This window comes from Gracilimonas sp. (assembly GCF_017641085.1).
Lineage (GTDB): Bacteria > Bacteroidota > Rhodothermia > Balneolales > Balneolaceae > Gracilimonas.
The window spans coordinates 330773-351017 of record NZ_JAEPPI010000003.1; the positions used below are offsets into that span (position 1 = coordinate 330773).

Annotated in this window: 19 protein-coding genes and 1 tRNA gene; 12 read left to right on the plus strand and 8 right to left on the minus strand. The window is 41.4% G+C overall.

What is annotated here, in order from left to right:
• Nucleotides 1-75: 75 nt before the first annotated feature.
• Together JJ941_RS12465 and JJ941_RS12470 are read left to right on the plus strand one after the other, a co-directional pair.
• Nucleotides 76-579 (plus strand): nuclear transport factor 2 family protein, encoded by a 504-nt coding sequence (locus JJ941_RS12465; protein WP_290965747.1) that lies wholly within the window; start codon nucleotides 76-78, stop codon nucleotides 577-579.
• 78 nt (nucleotides 580-657) lie between these two features.
• Entirely contained in the window at nucleotides 658-1371 is a 714-nt protein-coding gene (locus tag JJ941_RS12470; RefSeq protein ID WP_290965748.1) for a M15 family metallopeptidase, read from the plus strand.
• 395 nt (nucleotides 1372-1766) lie between these two features.
• Here the strand turns inward: JJ941_RS12470 and JJ941_RS12475 are convergent, their stop codons facing one another.
• The 3 genes from JJ941_RS12475 to JJ941_RS12485 all read right to left on the minus strand — a co-directional run bounded on the left by JJ941_RS12475 (nucleotide 1767) and on the right by JJ941_RS12485 (nucleotide 3748).
• Nucleotides 1767-2366, minus strand: coding sequence for a DUF4136 domain-containing protein (locus JJ941_RS12475; RefSeq protein ID WP_290965750.1), 600 nt, complete (start codon nucleotides 2364-2366; stop codon nucleotides 1767-1769).
• 175 nt (nucleotides 2367-2541) lie between these two features.
• Nucleotides 2542-3102: a cupredoxin domain-containing protein gene (locus JJ941_RS12480; RefSeq protein ID WP_290965752.1), complete on the minus strand. Its 561-nt coding sequence runs from the start codon at nucleotides 3100-3102 to the stop codon at nucleotides 2542-2544.
• Nucleotides 3103-3187: 85 nt separating this feature from the next.
• Nucleotides 3188-3748: a YceI family protein gene (locus JJ941_RS12485; RefSeq protein ID WP_290965755.1), complete on the minus strand. Its 561-nt coding sequence runs from the start codon at nucleotides 3746-3748 to the stop codon at nucleotides 3188-3190.
• A 271-nt stretch (nucleotides 3749-4019) separates the two neighbouring features.
• On the opposite strand from JJ941_RS12485, the gene JJ941_RS12490 reads away from it, so the two are divergent.
• The 3 genes from JJ941_RS12490 to JJ941_RS12500 are packed head-to-tail and all read left to right on the plus strand — an operon-like array spanning nucleotide 4020 to nucleotide 6058.
• Nucleotides 4020-5096, plus strand: a complete 1077-nt coding sequence (locus JJ941_RS12490) for a DUF2231 domain-containing protein (protein ID WP_290965758.1) — start codon at nucleotides 4020-4022, stop codon at nucleotides 5094-5096.
• Nucleotides 5097-5155: 59 nt separating this feature from the next.
• Complete coding sequence (locus JJ941_RS12495; protein ID WP_290965760.1) at nucleotides 5156-5590, plus strand: cytochrome c; 435 nt, start codon at nucleotides 5156-5158, stop codon at nucleotides 5588-5590.
• 39 nt (nucleotides 5591-5629) lie between these two features.
• A complete protein-coding gene (locus tag JJ941_RS12500) occupies nucleotides 5630-6058 on the plus strand; it encodes a nuclear transport factor 2 family protein (protein ID WP_290965763.1) in 429 nt (142 codons plus the stop codon).
• 187 nt (nucleotides 6059-6245) lie between these two features.
• Here the strand turns inward: JJ941_RS12500 and merA are convergent, their stop codons facing one another.
• Genes merA through JJ941_RS12515 form a run of 3 tightly spaced genes read right to left on the minus strand, consistent with a single transcriptional unit; the run spans nucleotide 6246 to nucleotide 8891 of the window.
• Entirely contained in the window at nucleotides 6246-7883 is a 1638-nt protein-coding gene (gene merA / locus JJ941_RS12505) for a mercury(II) reductase (protein ID WP_290965766.1), read from the minus strand.
• A 4-nt stretch (nucleotides 7884-7887) separates the two neighbouring features.
• Nucleotides 7888-8514 (minus strand): mercuric transport protein MerTP, encoded by a 627-nt coding sequence (gene merTP, locus JJ941_RS12510; RefSeq protein WP_290965769.1) that lies wholly within the window; start codon nucleotides 8512-8514, stop codon nucleotides 7888-7890.
• On the minus strand, nucleotides 8511-8891 hold the full coding sequence (locus JJ941_RS12515; RefSeq protein WP_290965772.1) for a metalloregulator ArsR/SmtB family transcription factor: 381 nt from the start codon (nucleotides 8889-8891) through the stop codon (nucleotides 8511-8513). The genes merTP and JJ941_RS12515 overlap by 4 nt, the downstream gene beginning before the upstream one ends.
• Before the next feature lie 476 nt (nucleotides 8892-9367).
• On the opposite strand from JJ941_RS12515, the gene JJ941_RS12520 reads away from it, so the two are divergent.
• The 6 genes from JJ941_RS12520 to JJ941_RS12545 all read left to right on the plus strand — a co-directional run bounded on the left by JJ941_RS12520 (nucleotide 9368) and on the right by JJ941_RS12545 (nucleotide 17036).
• Nucleotides 9368-10636, plus strand: coding sequence for a TolC family protein (locus JJ941_RS12520; RefSeq protein WP_290967002.1), 1269 nt, complete (start codon nucleotides 9368-9370; stop codon nucleotides 10634-10636).
• A 21-nt stretch (nucleotides 10637-10657) separates the two neighbouring features.
• A complete protein-coding gene (locus JJ941_RS12525; protein WP_290965775.1) occupies nucleotides 10658-12151 on the plus strand; it encodes an efflux RND transporter periplasmic adaptor subunit in 1494 nt (497 codons plus the stop codon).
• Nucleotides 12152-12206: 55 nt separating this feature from the next.
• Nucleotides 12207-15341, plus strand: coding sequence for a CusA/CzcA family heavy metal efflux RND transporter (locus JJ941_RS12530; RefSeq protein ID WP_290965778.1), 3135 nt, complete (start codon nucleotides 12207-12209; stop codon nucleotides 15339-15341).
• A gap of 42 nt (nucleotides 15342-15383) precedes the next feature.
• On the plus strand, nucleotides 15384-15779 hold the full coding sequence (locus JJ941_RS12535; RefSeq protein ID WP_290965781.1) for a P-II family nitrogen regulator: 396 nt from the start codon (nucleotides 15384-15386) through the stop codon (nucleotides 15777-15779).
• Nucleotides 15780-15796: 17 nt separating this feature from the next.
• Nucleotides 15797-16279, plus strand: a complete 483-nt coding sequence (locus JJ941_RS12540) for a DUF411 domain-containing protein (protein WP_290965784.1) — start codon at nucleotides 15797-15799, stop codon at nucleotides 16277-16279.
• Between the two features lie 175 nt (nucleotides 16280-16454).
• A complete protein-coding gene (locus JJ941_RS12545) occupies nucleotides 16455-17036 on the plus strand; it encodes a hypothetical protein (protein ID WP_290965787.1) in 582 nt (193 codons plus the stop codon).
• A gap of 44 nt (nucleotides 17037-17080) precedes the next feature.
• On the opposite strand, the gene JJ941_RS12550 is transcribed toward JJ941_RS12545, so the two are convergent.
• Nucleotides 17081-18256 (minus strand): tyrosine-type recombinase/integrase, encoded by a 1176-nt coding sequence (locus JJ941_RS12550; RefSeq protein WP_290965789.1) that lies wholly within the window; start codon nucleotides 18254-18256, stop codon nucleotides 17081-17083.
• Nucleotides 18257-18481: 225 nt separating this feature from the next.
• Nucleotides 18482-18555 (minus strand) — tRNA-Ile (locus JJ941_RS12555).
• A 1187-nt stretch (nucleotides 18556-19742) separates the two neighbouring features.
• Between JJ941_RS12555 and JJ941_RS12560 the strand changes: the two genes are divergently transcribed.
• A complete protein-coding gene (locus JJ941_RS12560; protein WP_290878311.1) occupies nucleotides 19743-20195 on the plus strand; it encodes a hypothetical protein in 453 nt (150 codons plus the stop codon).
• Nucleotides 20196-20245: the final 50 nt, after the last annotated feature.

The window sequence follows — 20245 nt, forward strand, 5'->3', positions numbered from 1 at the left end:
CTTTTTTTTAAAATTGTACTTACATGTACTTTAAACTACACAACTCATAAATCAACTAACCAAATCCAATATATTATGAAAAAACTTACCCTAACCTTATGCCTGATTTTGACAGCCAGCCTGCTTTATGCCCAGGATGAAGATCACGGAAATCATAGTCATGATAAGATAGAAATGACAAATTCCCCGGATGTGGAAGCCGTAAAGGAAGTATTAAAAAGCTATAAGAATGCCCTCCAAAACCTGGATGTTAGCGACACCCAAAAACTGTTTGGGGAAAAGGCCCATATTTTCGAAAATGGAAGCTTCGAAGGAACGTATCAGGAATATCTTGACCATCATATCGGGCCGGAACTGGATCATTTCGAGGAATTTACCTTCAGCGATTACATGGTTAATGTACGGATGGAGGGTGACGTAGCCGTAGCCTACGAAACCTACAACTATAAAATTGTTACCGGCGGAGAGAACAGCCGCACCATCGAGCGGCAGGGCGTGGCTACCTCCGTGCTTAAAAAAATGGATGGCAGCTGGAAGATTATTCAGAACCACGGCTCATCACGGGCATTAAGAAATTAATGGCCATTCAATAAGTTATGGCATATTTAGTTATGCCATAACTTATCAGTTTTTAAAAAACTACCTGATTTAAATCCCATGGCTAAAAATAATTTCTCCTTTTTATTAACTCTCGGGATTTTCCTTTTAACGCTATACGCCTGTAACAACAAAGGCTCTGAAACCCACTATGAGCTGGATGTTATTCAACAAATAGAACGTTACAAATCACTCGTTGATATAACCCCGGAAAAGGAACTTGTTGATCTCAAAACAGAAATTCCGGAGCTTGTATTTGACATTCGCTATGCTGCAACAAATAATTTTACAGGACAAAAGATATATGATTCACCCCGGGCTTTTGCCCGAAAGCCTGTGGCAGATGCTTTGAAGAACGTACAAACGCAACTGAAGGAAAAAGGGCTGGGTTTAAAAATTTTTGATGCCTACCGGCCTTACTCTGCAACCGTGATGTTATACGAAGCCTATCCCGACACCAATTACGTGGCCGCTCCCTGGAACGGCTCGCGGCATAACCGGGGCTGCGCTGTAGATGTCACCCTGGTTAATTTGGCAAATGGAAAGCAGCTAACTATGCCCACATCGTATGATGACTTTACAGAAAAAGCAGCCCCCTCTTACATGCAGCTTCCCGACAGTGTTATTGCCAACAGGCGAATATTGATGGATGTAATGACAGAAAACGGCTTCTCTACCTATCCTTATGAATGGTGGCATTTTGATTATGAAGGCTGGGAAAATTATGAACTGATGGATTTGTCGTTTGAGGAACTTGACCGGCATAAAAATTAGACCCTTTTATTAAGGTTCCGGAATTAATATAACGGCAGTGTTTACACCAACCTCATTTTGAAGGAGTTTATATGGCATCTGCTTCCCTGTTTCTCTATAGCCGACGAATACCCCGGTAATTGTTACTAACCTGAGTTTGATTAATTTTGGAAGCCTGACGTTGCCTGAATAACCGAATAACCCTTCCAGGATTATGGAGTATAAAAGCTTTTGAGTGTTAAGGAAATTTAGCGAGAGTAATGTAAAAAAAGATTAGCTGGACGAAAAATGAATGTTCGTTTGGCCGGATATAGGTAGCAGCGAAAAATCCATTGGTCAAACAGGTGGTGTTTTCTATCAACCGGGTATTCCAACATTCATACACCGCTGGTCGATATTAAAATTTAAGCCCGATGTTACTTTGGCTCCATAGTTCTTTGATCATACCTTGAAAAGATATCCGCTATGGCCGCATTCAATTCTTTTCTTTTATCCTCGGTGTCGGCGTGCAGGATGTCCGGGGCGTAGCCCTGCCAAACGAGCTGTTTCTTACTTCGGTCAATTAACTGAACCAGGATGGCACCCGCCATATGGCTGGAGCTTCCCTGTGCCCCATAATAACCGTAAAAATGACCGAAAGAATGGCCAAAGCCGGGATGGAACGGGCTGTAAGGGTAAGCATACGGATAGCTATAGCTCCTGTTTGACTTATCTTCTTCCATCTCCACCGATGCATTGACCAGCAGGTCAGGTTCTTCTTCATTTAGCGTAAATCCCCTGGCTTTCATCTGTTGTTGTATGGCATTTTTAATACGGGCCTGTATCAGGCTATTATAAAACAACGGATCTTCCTCACCGGTTTGTTTCATTATTTTAAACTCATCAGCCCAGTAATACGTCTTATAATCGTTGAACTGTACGTTCCTGTCATAATCCGTAATAATGGAGGATGTGGATGAGCAGCCCGCCAATACTATTCCAATGATGGTATATATTAAAAACTTGACGCTTTTCATACTGACACCTCTATATTTATTTTATTACTGCTTAACAAAGATTGTTGCAGTTTAATTTCTATTCTATCGTTCACGAGAATCACTGTCATTGTAGTGGGTTCCAAAATCGGTATCACCGTATTTCTAATCGGTGGATAATATTTTATTGTAGCAAGAGTTTCGTTCCATTTACCCGCTACCCGGGGTTAACAACCAAAACGCCCTTCATGCCAAACTGATAATGGGGCTTATCGGCAGTAGTTTCAAAGCAGCCAATTTTCCACGTTCCGGTTTTGGATTCTGGCAGGGTAAAAGTCATCGTGCCCGATTGGCCGGGTTCGAGCTCCATCATGTTACCTTCGTGTTCTTCTTCCCCTTCTTCATTGCTTTCTTCTCCGGATTCACTGCCCTCTGATGGCACCTTTTTTTCTATAGAAACACCGCTGAATAAGTCTTTTTTAAACTGATCCATATCGTCAGAAACCATGTTCCCTGCCATAAATTCATGTTCAACAGTACCCTTATTTTTTAATTGCAGTACAACTTTTTGCCCTGCCGGAACCTGGATGGTATCCGGCTTGAACCAGTAATCGCCAAGCGTCACCTCTATATTAATAGTCTGTTGGTTTTGATCGTACACTGACGCCTCGTCATGAGTTGAAGCCTTCTCTAAATGATTACCGGATATCAGCATGGGTAAAACAAGCAGTGCAGATAGTGTTAAGAATACTTTTCGAGAATCTACAAAAGATAACATGATATGGCCTCATTGATTTTAAATCAGGCTTATTGTTATGATTAACAACAAGTATAAGATTGTGCACATTCCCTGCCGGTACCCTCTATTTACCGGATAGCTCCAGCGCAGCCTTTACCCGGATATCCAGCCGGTCTTTCATGCTGTAAAACAGAACACTGGGCGGATCAATATCATAAGCGGTCAATTTCTGTGACCATTCGGCGGTAATGTTCAAACCGTTATCTGTAAACTGCATAGTTCCGGGGATGGTCAGTTTCTGTGAGGTGCCATGAACTGTAAATGTCCCTTTTACCTCGACCTCCTGAACCCCGGAAGTATCACTTCTAAACGGAGTAATAATTTTTCCCTCAAATTTTGCATACGGATATGTTTCAGCTTTCAGTGTTTTTACCATATCCCGGTTGCGTTTATTATTCCCTGTGTCAATAGATTTTACAGGCAGTTGAAATGAAACGGCAGAATCGGACAGGATTACGCTTCCACTTAAGCTGTCTGATGAGCCTTCAAATGAAAACAGGGGGGTATAACCCGTAAATTCGGCATGTCCGTTCCCGGTTTGATAGGTTTGTGCCTTGCCCTGGTGAGGAAACACAAATAAAAGCAAGGTAAAAAGGCTAAACCAAAATAGTGTTCTTCGTTTCATATGCTGACAAGATCCATATTAATATTAAATAAATAGGGGTTGTTACAACATCTGAAAGATGTGCATCATTTCATATAAACACAGCTAAGAAAATATAAATGTATCCAAGGGCTCAATTTTAGGGAAGTATTACATTGCGCCGTTACCTGATTTAAGTTTAATTTAAGGTTCTATCATTAGATTAGCTTGATATTTGACTGCATAAAATGACCTTATCACAAAATTATATCATAAATTATATATCATAAATTAAAAAATTAAAGGATTGATTATGGAACTATTACCTGAGTGGGCACTCAATATCCACCCGTTGGTGGTGCATTTTCCCGTTGCTCTGCTTGTTGTGGCGGCAGGACTGAATTTGCTGACTTTCTTTATTCCGGAAAAATGGTGGGATGAATGGAAAAATACTATTCTATATGGATTGGGAGCGGTTGCGGCTATCGCTGCTTATTATACAGGCCAATCAGCCGCCGATACCGTGTTTTTGCCCTCTCAAGCTCAATCGGTATTAAACAATCATGCTGACTGGGCATTTTGGACTGTCTGGTATTTTGGACTTTATGCAGCGGCACGCATCGCGCTTCACTGGTATAAAATGATGGACAAATTTAGTCTCAGAATCCTTGCATTTGTCATAGCTTTGCCCGGAGTGTTTCTTCTTTTTCAAACCGGAGATCACGGTGCCAAGTTGGTATTTGGTTATGGAGCCGGTACAGGGCAGTTGTTAGAGCAACAAAGTTCTGCGAATGCTTCTGCGACAACTGACAGCTTGCTTCAGTCAAATTCAACCTTCAAAGTTAATGATAATGGGGATTGGTCATGGGAGATCGGCCCCAATGGTGTTAGTACGCTGCTATCAAAGTTCCAGTGGCTTGAAGGAGCTCCTCAGAATCTTCAGCCCTCAGTTGTTAAAAGTGGAGATAACTACTTAATACAATTGACCCCCGAATCATCTCCCAACTTTTTTACTGTACGAAATGCTTTACTAAATGTGCAGGTCGATTATTACCTGGATCTGTCGAATTTTGATGGCGAGGTGGAGCTGGTCAACCATGTGCAAGATGCTCAAAATTACGATTTCGTCACCCTTAGTTCCGAAGGAACCATCACACAGGGACGGGTAATCGGGGGAGAAACTAACATTTTTGGTGAGGAAAGCTATTCGGCTTCCGGCATACTGTTTGTTCGTACAGTGGTTAACGGCACTCATTTCAGAGCGTATATTAACAGGGAGATGGCCGTTCACGGGCATGGAGATGCCCCGGAAACCGGGAAAGTTGGACTCCGGCTAAATGGAAGCGGTACTGTAATCATCGACAGCATTTCTTTAACACAACTCAATTAAATGACTATGTCTCGTAAATTATTTATGAAATGTTAAGGATTGATTTCCTACTGCTTTTGATGCCTTTATTTATTCTTATCGGGTGTGGAAACTCTGAGAATGAAAGATCCAAACCCGAAATAGTGGATGACTCCTTTAAGAATAACAGGTGGTACACAGAGTCACAATATAAAATGGGTAGGGTCGTATTTTCAGAAAACTGTGCCCGTTGTCACGGGACAAAAGGCCAGGGATTGGTAGAGAATTGGAAGAAGCCAAACCCTGATGGATCCTTCCCGCCACCTCCTTTAAATGGTACGGCACATACCTGGCATCATCCGATGGAAATATTAGTACAAACTATTAATAATGGCGGAGCACCATATGGTGGCAATATGCCAGCTTTCAGGGAAGTACTTTCTGAAGAGGAAAAAATAGCTGTTATTGCCTATATACAAAATTTATGGGACCAGAAAACCTACGATCGGTGGACTAATATGAACGCAAAATTTTGATCTTAAATTTTACAATTAAAACCAAATATGGTAAACCTTATGAATAAAATATTTACTCTTACATTAGTGCTAATTAGCATTTCCATGACAGCCCTGGCTCAACAGTCAGAAGAACAATCTGTTAGTAAAATACTGGGCGACTTCGAAAACGCCATTGTTGAAAATAACTCGGAAGTTGCTTCCAAATTACTTCATGATGATGTAGTCATTCTGGAAGGAAACAACAGTGAAACAAAAGAACAGTACCTTTCTCACCACTTTCATTCAGATGGCAGGTTTCTAAGTGCGATAAATCGTGAATTAATTTCTGAACAAATAACCATCGAAGGTAATGTAGCCTGGGTATCGTCCCAAACAAAAATGATCGGGACCTATAATGAACGAGAAATTGACCGAACCAGTCTCGAGTTAGCAGTTCTGAAGAAAGAAAAGGGTGAATGGAAAATTATTGCTTTGCATTGGTCCTGATTTAGGAGCAATTTTTATTCAATTCATTTGAACTGGAGGGCATAGAATTTAAAACTCTGAATAGTAATAGCAATAATCGCATTATAAATTTCCGATTTGCAACTTTTGTAATCCAAAGATAATTACCATTTTATTCTTCCGTTTAAAAGTATCTATATTATAAATATTTTGTGTCAAAGGCATACTTCTACACAGCACAACAGCTTAGTTTTTTCACGTCTTTATCAAAAGTGAGTGCCGCAAGCTTAATTCCTTCAGAAAGGGTCAGGTAAGGATGAAATTCCGACTTTAGTGACTGAATGGAAACCCCGTGTCGAATAGCCAGAGCCAGTTCCATCAATAGTTCCGAACCTTCCGGTGCCAAAATACGGGCTCCAATCAAGCGGTCATTATCTTTGTTTCTGATCAACTTAATATAACCGCGGGTGTCCCGAGCGGCGATGGATCGAGGCACATTGTCCAGCGTAAGTTTAATTGCTTGATAGTTGACTCCAGCTTCTTCGGCTTGTTGTTCATCCATGCCCACACCGGCCACCTGTGGATCAGTGAAAATAACCCACGGTAAGACTGAAAAATCGGCTTTTCCATGACTATCTCTCATTGCATTTTCAGCAGCAACTTTTCCTTCATAGGCCGCAGTATATACAAACTGCCGTTCGCCCACTACATCGCCGGCGGCAAAGATGTTGGGTGTATTGGTTCGCATGGTTTCATCCACGGGAATGTAATTGCGTCCTTTGGTCTCAATTCCTGCGGATTTAAGATTCAGGTTCCCTGTATTTCCCTGCCTGCCGGTAGCAACTAATATCTGATCAGCTTCAAGTTCTTTTTCTTCTCCGTTTACCGTAAATCGAATACTTCTTTTTTTATCTGTTTTCGTTATTTCCAGAATGTCTGTATTCGTCAAAATGGTTAATCCTTCCTCTTCCAAATATCCCGTTAAGGCTGTTGCAAGCTCTTCGGGTTGATCACTTAACACATGTTCTGATCGCTGTAGTACCGTCACTTTGCTTCCCAGTCGACTAAAGAGTTGTGCATTTTCAAGAGCAATATATCCGCCACCCAAAATGATGAGATCTTCCGGGAGCTGCTCAAGTTCATAGGCCGATTCATTGGTCAGATATCCCGCTTCTTTGAGTCCGGGTATTTCAGGAATAAACGGGGAAGCTCCTGTGGCAATTAAAATGTTCTCGGCGGTGTAGGTTGAATTATTTACCTGAACCTGATTTGTTTGAATTAACTTTCCGTACCCTTCAATAAGGGTGATGCTTGGATCATCCTTTATCACATTCACATACTTCTCCTGCCGCAGGTCCAGAACCATCTCCCGTTTTTGCTCGATCACTTTTTTAAAATCACTGATAGTTGCAGTGGTTTCAATCCCTTCAAATCTTGGACGAGATGCGTTATGGAAGGCTTCTGCGGTTCGGATCAGCGTTTTGGATGGCACGCACCCCACATTTACGCACGTTCCACCTGTTGGCAGACCTTTATTAATAATAAGCGCAGTTCCCCCCAATTCACTGGCTCGGATAGCGGCAGCAAAAGCAGCCGAACCGCCCCCGATAATAATCAAAGAGTAAAGGTTTTCACCAGTTTGCTCTTTTCCTGATTCGCCCACTACCTGATACTTTCCCGTCTGATTTACGGCTTCAATCACTGAAGCTTTATCAAGGGTGGATTCATCAAATGATACCGTAGCCGTTCCGTTGGGGTAGCTTACATCCGCCTTCTGTATTCCGTTTAGTTTGGATAGATTATTTTCAATAGACACGGCGCAATGATCGCATGTCATGCCCGCTATGTCCAGTTCCAGTTCTTTCATCCTATTATTCGTTTTCTTGCTCTTGTTGAAGGTTGGCTGTAAATCCGGTCTTATTGATAGCATCCTGGAGGTCTTTTTCCGTGAGTTTCTTTTTTAAATACGAAATAGTAGCCGTTCCGCTGTCGTAGGATACCTCAGATTCAATAATTCCATCGAGTTTACCCAACTCATTTTTCACACTGGCTTCACACCCAGCGCAGGTCATGCCTTTTACAGTGAAGGTGACCCGTTCTACATTTGCCTCGGAAACATATTGTATTTGTGTGGGTTGAGCGTCAGAGAAAAACCAATGGGAGTAGTTTGGAAAAGCCAGCAACAGCGCCGCCACAACGGTTACGGTGCCAAGAAATGATTTAGACTGGGTGAAACGGGCTTCTTCAGGATCACATTCACAGTCGATCTCTTTTGAGGGCTTCAGTTTTTGGTACCATGCAAACCCAAGTAAAAGAACAGTCAGCCCGATTAAATAAGGCCGGAATGGGTCCATGAATGAAAATGTAGAAGCGATTCCACTTGTACCTGCCAGAATAGCCAGCACCGGTGTGATGCAGCAAAGGGAGGCGATAAATGCAACTCCGAGTCCAGCGCCCAGCCATTTGGTATCAGAATTATTTTCCGGTTGCTTGTTCATGCGGCTAATACCTCCATAATGGTATTGTTTTCAATTTGGTTGAAAAGTGGTTTCAAAAGATCGTCATAAGGTTCTTGCAGGGAATAGAAAATGAGTTTTCCCTCTCTTCTTGAATCTAAAAGTCCGGCGTCTTTCAATTTTCGTAGGTGTTGCGATATCGCCGGTACGGTCATATCCAAAATATCGCTCAAATCACATGGACATAAATCTTCTTCGGTGCTCAGTAAAAACAGAATTTTCAGGCGCACATCATTTCCGGCCAGTTTCAGTATGTCCGAGAGTTTTAAGATGGATGATTCTACCGCATGGATAGAATCAATGCAGCGGTTGATCTGGTTCAGATCGGCTACATCACGAATACAGGATTGTTTACTCATAGGAATTATATTTAAGTGATTTCTTAAATATAGAATCAGTGTATCATTTAAGCAAGTGATTAAATGATGAATCATCTTGGTTTTTCCGAGTTACGCTTTTGCCTTCCAGGGCCTCAAGGATAGGGCACTCATCTTCGTGCACATCGCCAGTGCAGGAGTCAATGAGATTAAGCATCGTCCCTTTTATCCGCTGCAAGTCTTCAATTTTGTGAATCACATCCCGGTACTTCTTTTCGGCCTCCACTTAGTTCGTATTTTCAACCATCCTGAGCTCCAAAAATCGAATTAATTAGCCTTAATATTCTTCTCTTTTTTCTGTTTCACCATCTTGGTATAGCCACCTAACCTATAGAAATAAAAACTTCTTATGATTTAAGCTTCATTTAAGCATTCCCCTCGTAGTTTGGGTTAAATACAACATATCAAACTACGGGCTTTGTGCCTTTTAAACCAAGGATTTAGGAATGAAAAAAATAATGATAAAGGGATTTTTCTTCGGAATATCACTGTTCCTTGTTTCATCTAATTTAAGTTTTTCTCAAACACCAGACTCCACATTATTACTGGATGAGCTTATACAAAAAGTATTAGAACAAAATCCAGAATTAATGGCTTCAAATAAAGACTGGGATGCCAGCAAAACTAAGATATCACAGGTAAAAGCATTACCCGATCCTACGTTAGGTTTAAATATCATGAACCTGCCGGTCAACAGCTTTGCTCTTGATCAGGAGCCTATGACAGGCAAGCAGGTATCCCTGATGCAACCGTTCCCTTTCCCCGGTAAACTTAGTCTGAAGGGCGATATTGCAAAAAGTGAGTCGGAGATAGCTTTACATCGGTATAGAGAACTTAAGAATCAGCTTATAAAAAACACCTCTCAGGCTTATTTCGACCTCTATTACATAGATCAGGCTCTTGCAACAGTTGCAAATAACCAGGAGTTGCTCAAGGAATTCGTTGAAATAGCTGAGACAAGGTATGGCGTGGGTAAAGGTACGCAACCGGATGTATTACGGGCACAAGTAGCTCTTTCAAAAATGATTGATCAGGAACTCAAGCTTCTCCAACAGCGTGAAGCTGTGCAGGCCCGCATTAATACCCTATTAAACGACCCCGCTGATTCGCCGCTTGGCAAGGCTGTTGTTATGGAACCGGAACCCTGGACGGGCAAACTACAAACGCTCATTCAGCGAGCCGACAGTAGCAGCCCGGTACTTGCAGCATGGAAAACGGCCGTTAAGCAAAGCGGGCAAAAGGTAGATTTAGCACTGAAAGACCGATATCCTGATTTTTCAGTTGGTGTTGCTTATACCCAACGGAATGAACTGCAAAACGGGATGCAGGGCTATGATTTTGTCTCGGCTATGTTCAATGTTAAAATTCCTCTCTTTTTAAATAAAAAGCAGAATAAAAAGGTACAAGAGACCCAAATTCGACAGTCGTCTATAGAGTATCGCTATCAAAATGTAGCAAATTCCATTGAACAAAAACTTCAACAATCACTTACTGACCTTGAAAAAAACCAGAGACTCTTGGAACTGTACAGAACAGGGATTATTCCTCAGGCCGAAGAATCCCTGGAGTCATCAATAGCCGGGTATCAGAATGACAAGGTGGACTTCTTGTCTCTACTTGATAGTGAATTAACGCTTTTTCAGTTTCGCCTGGATTACCATCGCTTTTTAGCCGACTACCATAAAGCTATAGCAGATATAGAAGCACTAACCGGCACAGAGTTTTAAACCTTTTTCAAAATTTAAACAATGAGTACAACCATTATGAATACCAAATCAATATTACTATCCCTCGGAGCAGTTGTCGCCTTTTCACTAGGTGGTTACTGGCTGGGAACACAACAAACTACTGACAGTTCAGCATCTTCTACAGAAACCGCGGAAGAGATGCAGAATATGCCGAAGGCTGAATCAGATACCAGGCAAAAGGAAGATCGCGAAGTACTGTACTGGCAAGCTCCGATGAATCCAAGTGAAATTTATGATGAACCCGGTAAATCTAGTATGGGTATGGACCTGGTTCCGGTATATGCCGATGGAGCAAGCAGCTCGGAAGGGATGATATCAATAAATCCCGTGGTGGTACAAAATATGAATGTTCGAACGGCCAAAGTTCAGCAAAAAGATTTATCAACAGTCGTCCGTGCCGTTGGGAAAGTCGATTACGATGAACAAAAACTTTTTACTGTAAGTCCAAAAATTTCAGGTTGGGTTGAGCAGCTTTACGTGGATTATACAGGTAAAATGGTGCAACGGGGGCAACCGCTATTCAGTATCTACTCTCCTGAGTTGGTGACCACTCAGAGAGAATACCTGTTGGCTCTAAAAACCCAGAAAAAGGTAGCCTCCAGCAGTTTTGAAACCATCCGTTCTGGAGGAAGTAGCCTACTTGATGCTACACGCCAACGGCTAGAATATTGGGACATTCCTGATTCAGAAATAAAACAACTGGAACAAAGTGGGGAAGTCAAGAAAGCTATTACGCTAAAATCGCCTGCCTCTGGAATAGTGCTTCATAAAAATGCCATAGAAGGCGAGTATATAAAAGCGAGTACACCTGCGTATAAAATAGCAGATCTTTCAACCATTTGGGTGCAAACAAGCGTGTACGACTACGAGGTACCCTGGATTGAAGAGGGACAACCTGCACAAATGGAACTTTCCTATCAACCGGGTAAAACCTATGAAGGAATCGTTGCCTATGTATACCCCACCCTGGACCAGAAAACCCGAACCGTTCAGGTGCGGCTGGAATTTTCCAACCCTAATCTTGAACTAAAGCCAGGGATGTTTGCCAATGTAAGCATCCAAACGCGACCCAAAAATAATGTCACCGTCATTCCAAATGAGGCTATCATCAGAACCGGGGAACGTAACATCGTTTTTGTGGCAAAGGGCGAAGGCTCGTTTGAACCCCGCGAAGTAACCTTAGGTATGGAAGGTGGCGAGCGAAACAATGAAATTGAAATATTGGAAGGCGTAAAACCGGGTGAAGAGATTGTTACTTCTGCTCAGTTCCTTTTCGATAGTGAAAGCCGGCTGCAAGAAGCGATTCAAAAAATGCTTCAGCAAAAGCAAGATACCTCTGATATGGAGAACATGGACATGTCCGGTGGTGAAATGAACCACGATGAGACGCCAGTCGACACTACCGATCATTCAAACATGGATATGACCGGCGGGGAAATGAATCATGATGAAATGCCGGCCGACACTACCGACCATTCAAATATGAATATGTGAATCAATGGGCAAAGTTAAAGTACAAACCCTTTTAAACATTTTGGAGAATTAAGAAATGCTACAGAAAATAATTGAACTATCTGTAAATAACCGCTTTATGGTGATTATTGCTAGTATTCTGATACTGGCAGGCGGTACATATGTAATGTATCAAACACCCGTAGATGCCATTCCCGATCTAAGTGATGTACAGGTTATTGTCTTCACCAAATATCCGGGACAGGCCCCGCAGGTTGTTGAGGACCAGGTCACCTATCCGCTAACCACTACTATGATGTCGGTACCCAAATCTAAAGTTGTTCGAGGCTATTCCTTCTTCGGGCTCTCTTTCATATACATCATTTTTGAAGACGATACCGATATGTATTGGGCGCGAAGCCGGGTACTGGAATACCTTAATACTGCAGGCAGTAATTTGCCTGAAGGGGTAACGCCCACGCTTGGACCGGATGCAACCGGGGTTGGTTGGGTTTACGAGTACGTGCTGGATGGTGGAGACCAGTACGACCTCCAACAGTTGCGCTCAATTCAAGACTGGTTCCTTAAATACGAACTACTCAGTGTGGACGGGGTAGCCGAAGTTGCCAGTGTGGGAGGTCATGTCAAACAATACCAGGTAGAAGTGGATCCGGATAAACTGCTGGCTTATGATATCCCGTTGTCGAAAGTAAAAATGGCTATCAAACGCAGTAATAATGACGTGGGTGGCCGCTTGGTGGAAATGAGCGAAACCGAGTTTATGGTCCGTGGCAAAGGATATATTCAAACAGTTGAAGATGTTGAAAATGTGCCCATCGGTACCGATGGTAACGGCACGCCCGTGACCATTCGTAATGTAGCTAATGTTCAAATAGGCCCGGACCTCCGTCGCGGTGTAGTTGACTGGAATGGCGAAGGAGAAGCAGTAGGGGGCGTGGTCATCATGCGGTTTGGAGAAAATGCGCTGCAAACCATCGACAACGTAAAGGCAAAGTTGAAAGAACTTGAAAGCGGGCTTCCAGAGGGAATCACCATTAAAACGGCTTATGACCGCTCCAGCCTGATTAAGCGTGCTATTGAATTTTTGGAACATAAACTTCTGGAGGAAAGCATCGTCGTTGCTATCATTGTGTTGATATTCCTATTACACTTTAGGAGTTCATTAGTGGCTATTATCAGTTTGCCCATCGGTATTTTGGCCGCCTTCATAGTGATGTATTTTCAGGGTATCAACGCCAATATTATGTCATTAAGTGGGATAGCCATTGCTATTGGAGCAATGGTGGATGCGGCAATCGTGATGGTGGAGAATGCGCATAAACATCTGGAAAGAGATCGGGGCAAAAAGGAACATTGGCGGATTATTATAGATGCTTCCAAAGAGGTAGGGCCGGCCTTGTTCTTCTCCCTTCTGATTATCACGGTTTCGTTTCTGCCAATCTTTGCATTACAGGGACAAGAAGGACGTCTTTTTAAACCACTGGCTTTTACCAAAACGTACGCCATGGCAGCAGCAGCACTGCTCTCGGTGACGCTGGTACCTGTATTAATGGGATACCTTATACGCGGAAAAATTCAACCCGAACATAAAAACCCCGTTAACCGTTTTTTAATATGGATTTACAGACCGGTAATAAATTTGGCATTGCGCTTTAAGTGGACCACCATCATAGCCTCTATTGCAATACTTGCCATATCTATAGTGCCATTGCAACGACTCGGTTCGGAATTTATGCCTCCTATCGAAGAGGGTGACCTGCTTTATATGCCGACCACCGATCCTGGTATCAGTATAACCAAGGCGAAGGAACTCCTGCAACAAACTGATAAAGTTATCGCCAGTTTCCCTGAAGTGAAATCGGTATTTGGCAAAGCAGGACGAGCACAAACTTCCACGGATCCGGCACCACTATCGATGTTCGAAACCATTATCCAGTTAAAACCTGAAGATGAGTGGCGTGAGGGTATGACGATGGATAAACTGAAGCAAGAGATGGATGCGGCCATCAAAATTCCGGGGCTTACTAACGCCTGGACGATGCCGATTAAGACACGAATAGATATGCTGTCTACTGGTATAAAAACTCCGATTGGTATTAAAGTAACCGGACCAGATCTTCAGACACTTTCCGATCTCAGTTCGGACATAGCCTCCGTGGTGCGAGATGTACCTGGAACTTTGAGTGTCTTCGCTGACAAGACAACTGGAGGAAATTACCTGGACTTCAATATCGACCGTAAAGAAGCTGCCCGTTATGGACTAACGACCGGTGACGTGCAGGATGTAATCCAATCTGCCATCGGTGGAATGAACGTAACTGAGACCGTGGAAGGGCTGGAACGCTATCCGGTCAACGTACGGTATGCCCGAGAGACCCGTGAAAACCTTACGGATCTCGGGCGGGTATTGATTTCAACTCCTTCTGGGGCTCAAATACCCATTGAATACGTTGCCGATTTGCAGATCCGCAAAGACGCGCCTGTGATTAAAACCGAGAATGCCCGCTATTCCAGCTGGATCTATGTGGACTTAACTACTTCTGATCTTGGAACCTATGTTAACCAGGCCCGGCAAACCGTTGATGAACGGTTGGACCTGCCTTCCGGATACAGTCTAAGCTGGAGTGGGCAATATGAATACATGGAGCGGGCTAAAAAGCGTCTGCAAGTGGTAGTTCCGATCACCTTGCTCATTATCTTCCTGCTGCTGTACTTTAACTTTAAAAATCTACAGGAGAGTATGATCGTTCTTTTGACACTGCCCTTCTCATTGGTTGGTTCATTCTGGCTATTGTATATCCTGGATTATAATCTGAGTGTGGCTGTTGGGGTTGGTGCCATAGCTCTTGCAGGTGTGGCCGCAGAAATCGGGGTTATAATGCTCACATATCTGGATAATGCCTACAACGACCGGAAATATAATGACAAGATGAAGAACCTAGACGATCTGAAACAGGCTATCTTTGAAGGATCTGCCCAGCGAATTCGCCCAATATTTATGACAGTTTGTGCCATCACCGGCGGGCTGCTGCCAATAATGTGGGGTGCGGGAACAGGGGCTACCGTCATGAAGCGGATTGCCGCCCCAATGGTTGGGGGGATGGTATCAGCAACGATACTTAGCCTTGTTGTTATACCTGTAATCTACTACCTCTGGAAAAGCCGAGAAGTAAAACGTCTGGCTAAAACAACCACTAAGATCAACAGTTAACTAATTGACAAACAGAAATAAGATCTGGCAGGTTTTTCAAACTTGCCAGGCCTAACAAAAAAGGTAATAAGTATGAATGAAGTCAAAGCATTTATTCGCAAACGAAAAGCAGAACAAGTCATTGACGGGCTGGAAGCGCAAGGTTTCTGCTGCATGACACTAATCGATGTAATGGGACTGGGTCGAATGTCGGACCCGGAAAAAGCCCAGCTTTCAGTCAGTATTGCTGAACGATTTACTAACATAGTTAAACTCGTGGTGGTGTGTAGTGAAAAAGATACCGAGCGGGTAGTCGAAATCATTCGAAATAAGGGTCGCAGTGGACAGCCCGGGGATGGAATTATATATGTGACTCCGGTTAGTAAATCTGTTCATATTAGATCAGGAGACTCGGGTAGTGACTTCTTACAACATGAACGACGTAACCCTACCTCTTAACAAAGATTTAAAGACTCATGAAGAAGTATAAAAAACCAATTCTTTATCTAAGTATTATCATCATTTCAGGTATTACAATATGGGCTTTCGCTAAAAAGTATAATCGGATTTCTGAGTCTATTAATTCGGATCTACCTGAAGTAGTCATGTACAAGAACCCACAATGTACTTGTTGTGATAGATGGGCCAGTTATCTTAGAAAACAGGGCTATCCTGTATCAGTGAACATTTCAAGCGAAATGATATCGATTAAAGAAACTAATAATATGCCTTTAAATCTGGCATCCTGCCATACTGCTTTTGTCGATGACTATATTGTGGAAGGTCATGTTCCTGTGGAGGACATCAATAGAATGCTTGAAGAACGACCTGACGCTGTAGGTATCGCTGCACCTGGTATGCCTGCTGCCTCTCCCGGGATGGATATAGATACAGATGATTCATACGAGGTCAGGCTTTTTGATCAAGAAGGCAACTCAATTTTATATGCAACTCATTAATTAATTATAAACGTATTTACCGGTTATAAATAAGGAGACTATCAGTGCAGCCTTCTTGACCGGTAAATACTTAATGATGTGAGTTTTAGATAGACAAACTGTCTCTTTGATAATTTAAGTTTGATTTAAGCTCCTGGTATTATATTCATTTAAGCGATGAAACAATGGTTAAATCATGGATAAAACGGACACAATTATTTATATAAAAAACATGGTTTGCCCGAATTGCTTATTAATAATTAGAAATATTTTTAAGCAGGAAGATATATCAATAGAAAGTATTGACTGGGATAAAGCTGCGATCAAGGTTGATAAATTACCCCAGCCATACCCTGAGAAAGTAGAAAAAGCTATTGAACCTTACGGATTCAAAATTATCTCTTCATACAACGAAAAGGTGTCAGAGCAAATAAAAATCACTCTAATCAAATGGATTTATTTTAGTGAAGAAATCGTGGACAATGCACGTCTCAAAGAACTATTGGAGTCAAAATTCCAAACTAAATATTTAGTTTTAGACCCGCTCTTTAAAAAAATAAATGGGTATAACATACAAGATTATTTCGATCTATTAAGACTAGAGCGTTTTAAAGAATTACTTAGCTATAATGAAAATTCATTTACAGAGATATCTTTGAGCTTGGGTTTCAACGACTTTGAAGAAATTCAGCATTTAGTCAGGACTAATTTAAATTGTTCAATTAGTAAATTTAAAAAGACTAGCTTCTATCACCGAAAACCAATTGATCACCTCTAAATAATTCATTACCTAATATCTGAACAAATAGAATCTACTTTGGGTCAAATTGAGTCCATTTTGTCTTTTAAAAGCTTTACCGTTAAATGAGTGTACTTTTCAGTCACCTTTTGACTCGAGTGACCTGCCATATAGCTTGCCTCAGCCGTATGAAAACCTTTTTCAATCCAGGTAGTTACGGCTTGGTGTCGCATACCGTGTAAAGTACGAGAGGTTGGAATTCCAGCTTCCTTACAATAGCGCTTAAATTCCCGATACACTCTCATCCCACGAACCGGTTGGCCTTTTGTATTTCCACCCGTGTAAATAAACACATAGTCACTGGGGCTTATCTTACCACGAATCTTTAAATACGCATCCAGTTCCTTTTTTAATTCATTGATGATTGGAATCAGCCGTTCTTTTCGGCCTTTGGTGGGTGGTAGTGATATGTAGCTTAGCTCTCCATTTTCATAGATCAGATTTTCACCCTTCAATCCGGAGTAGGATAATTCTGGATCATAAGCCGCTTCATGTTTTCGGAGTCCACCATAGAAGTACAAAGACACAATAGGCTTGAACCAATGTTGAACCAAATTAGGGTCAAATTCGGGCAAGTCTTTCTTTCTGGATAACTCTTCATCGAATTTCTTATAAAGAATTCCAAGTTCTTCCTCAGAAATCATTTTAGGCCGGGTATTTTCTCTAATTCGGGGCAGATCTTCTTTTAGCATAGTGAAATAATCTTTCTCCACAATGTTCTTTTTCAGCAGAAACTTCCACCAAGATCGAAAATGTCGGAAGTAGTAGTGCCTTGTTGCTGAAGTAATGCCCTTCTTGAAGATTACATTTTCAAAATGGTAGCTCAGTACATTTGTTGGATGCACATCCGATAACTCATTTAATTCCACAAAATGATCTAAAGCTCGCTGGTAGGCTCCAATGGTTGCCGGGGAAAGATGGTTTTTTGATTTGTAGAATAATTCAATGGATTCACCCACTGTATTGCAAAGAACAGTTTCTTTCTGCGTATTTCTTTGCAATTCTTTTTTGGGATCGAAACCATTTGCGAAGGGATTGATCCTGCCCAATGATTCCAGCTTTTCCAGTTCTTTAAGCATTTTCTCGGCCACGTCTTTATGTCGGGTGCCCAATGCTTTTCGAGTAGATTTCACTTTTCCGTCAACAGAAGTTCTCCAGTTGATCGAATAATATTTGCCGCGTTTTGTTAGAAATGCCATAGTAGTTTCCTTTTTAGTTGAGAGTTAGAAGCGACTCTCAAAAACCTGAACTACTTACTTTTTTCATGTACACCAAGATGTACACCAAGAATGGGAAAATTAGGGAATGAATTGTACACTTTTGTTCCCTTCCATTCGATTACAAAAGTAAGTAAATGAGCTTTTTTTTAAAGGAGGAGGGCAAATAAGGGGGTATTTAAACCCTGAGATCGTTAATTAAAAAAGTGGGCCTGGCAAGACTTGAACTTGCGACCTCTCGATTATGAGTCGACTGCTCTAACCAACTGAGCTACGGGCCCTTGTATGTTTAAAGCCAATGTCATTTTACTGATGACGCCAATTTTAGCTTTTTGTACCCAAGGTTGTACCCCAGATAACTTGCCAAAAACGATTGTACCTCTTGTTAAAAAAGGTTATCGGTTTATGTGTTCTTGTTAAAGACACCGGCTTTCCTTTTCAGGTCGCTTACAAACTGTAAGCGCGCCAAAGATAAATATCTTAAAACTCAGAGTCGAATGTTTATGAACCAAATTTTCAAATAAACCAGATCTTTTGTTCTAAGAAAAGGCTTCCAAATTTAGCTTTTAAGGCTCTTGATTAAATCTGCTGGAATAAATGTATCCTAAAATCTAAAGTGCAACTAAATGAACGCAGATGAATCGTCCTAATTATTTCAATGAAACAGCAACTATATACCTCCTAATCGAGGGCGACTATTGATTAAAAGTAACCTCATATAGTAAAAGCCGGAAAAAGTATCTTTTTTTATGTTTCAATGTTTCAAATACATAAAAAGTAACTCTACGTATACATATTCCCTGTTTTTCTTGAAACATTTTATGAAACATTCATGAAACAGGATGAAACATTGATACTTTTTGGTGAAACAGAAATGTTTCATTCTTGTTTCAAGGATAATGATCTATAAGTAATTGTTATTTAATGGCTAATCATTTTTAAAGAATCTACTATGAAACATGCATGTTTCAGGAAATGTTTCATAAAAATCGAGCTTTAAATATGAATAAAGATCGATTTTAGACTTTTGAAACATTTTTAAAGAAAAAGTTAAAGAAATCTGATTTTTTAAAAACTCTCAAAAACATTATCAACTTTATCACAAATTCAAAAAAGAACTGGAGGTGTATTTAAAAGTTCGTGGAATGAGATACCAAGCTGTAACTAATTTGGATTGAGAAAGGGTTTCATACGGCTGAAGCAAGCTATATGGCAGGACATTCAAGTCAGAAAGTGACTGAAAAATACAACCATTTGACTGTGAATAGACTTAAGGATAAAATGAAAGCTCTCTACTGGTTTATAAATTTATATGAGATGAAGTAGTCATGATGAAATCTGACAGTCTAGTTAGATTTCATCATGACTACTTCACATCAGAATATTCGAAATTTGTCTAATTATGGATTTTGTTTATCGAATTATGTTCCATCTTTCATGGATAGAATTAATTACATATACTTGAAACGTGAAAATTTCTTTAACATATCGCTTTATTGCATCGGTGCTCAGTCTGAGTATCCTGATTGGGGTTTCGGTTCCAACCGGACTTCATGCTATGTCAAATGAACTATGTGAAGAGTTGCAGGAAATGGGAATCCATATGCAGGCTCAAAGTGAACATGCTGAAGATTGCCCAATGACTGTTGAGTTTGCCGAAGTACCGGAACACCAACATCATACTGAAACCAATGAAGATCAAGACCTTGGTATTGTTTGTGCCTGCTCTGTTGACGAATTATCAGTTAAGACCGAAGCTCCTTTATTTCAAAAAGTGAAAGTCAAGGTTCTGGCTGTTGTCCAGATAATTGCGGAAGTTCACACAAACCAAACTGAATCCGACTATCACCACGCTATTCAAACTTCGGATTCCTATTCACCACCCCCCATCTTTTTAGCCAACGAGTCCTTTCTGATTTAGGGATCGGTATATCTTTTCTCCCCTAAAGTCATTCCTGTAACGCCAGGAAC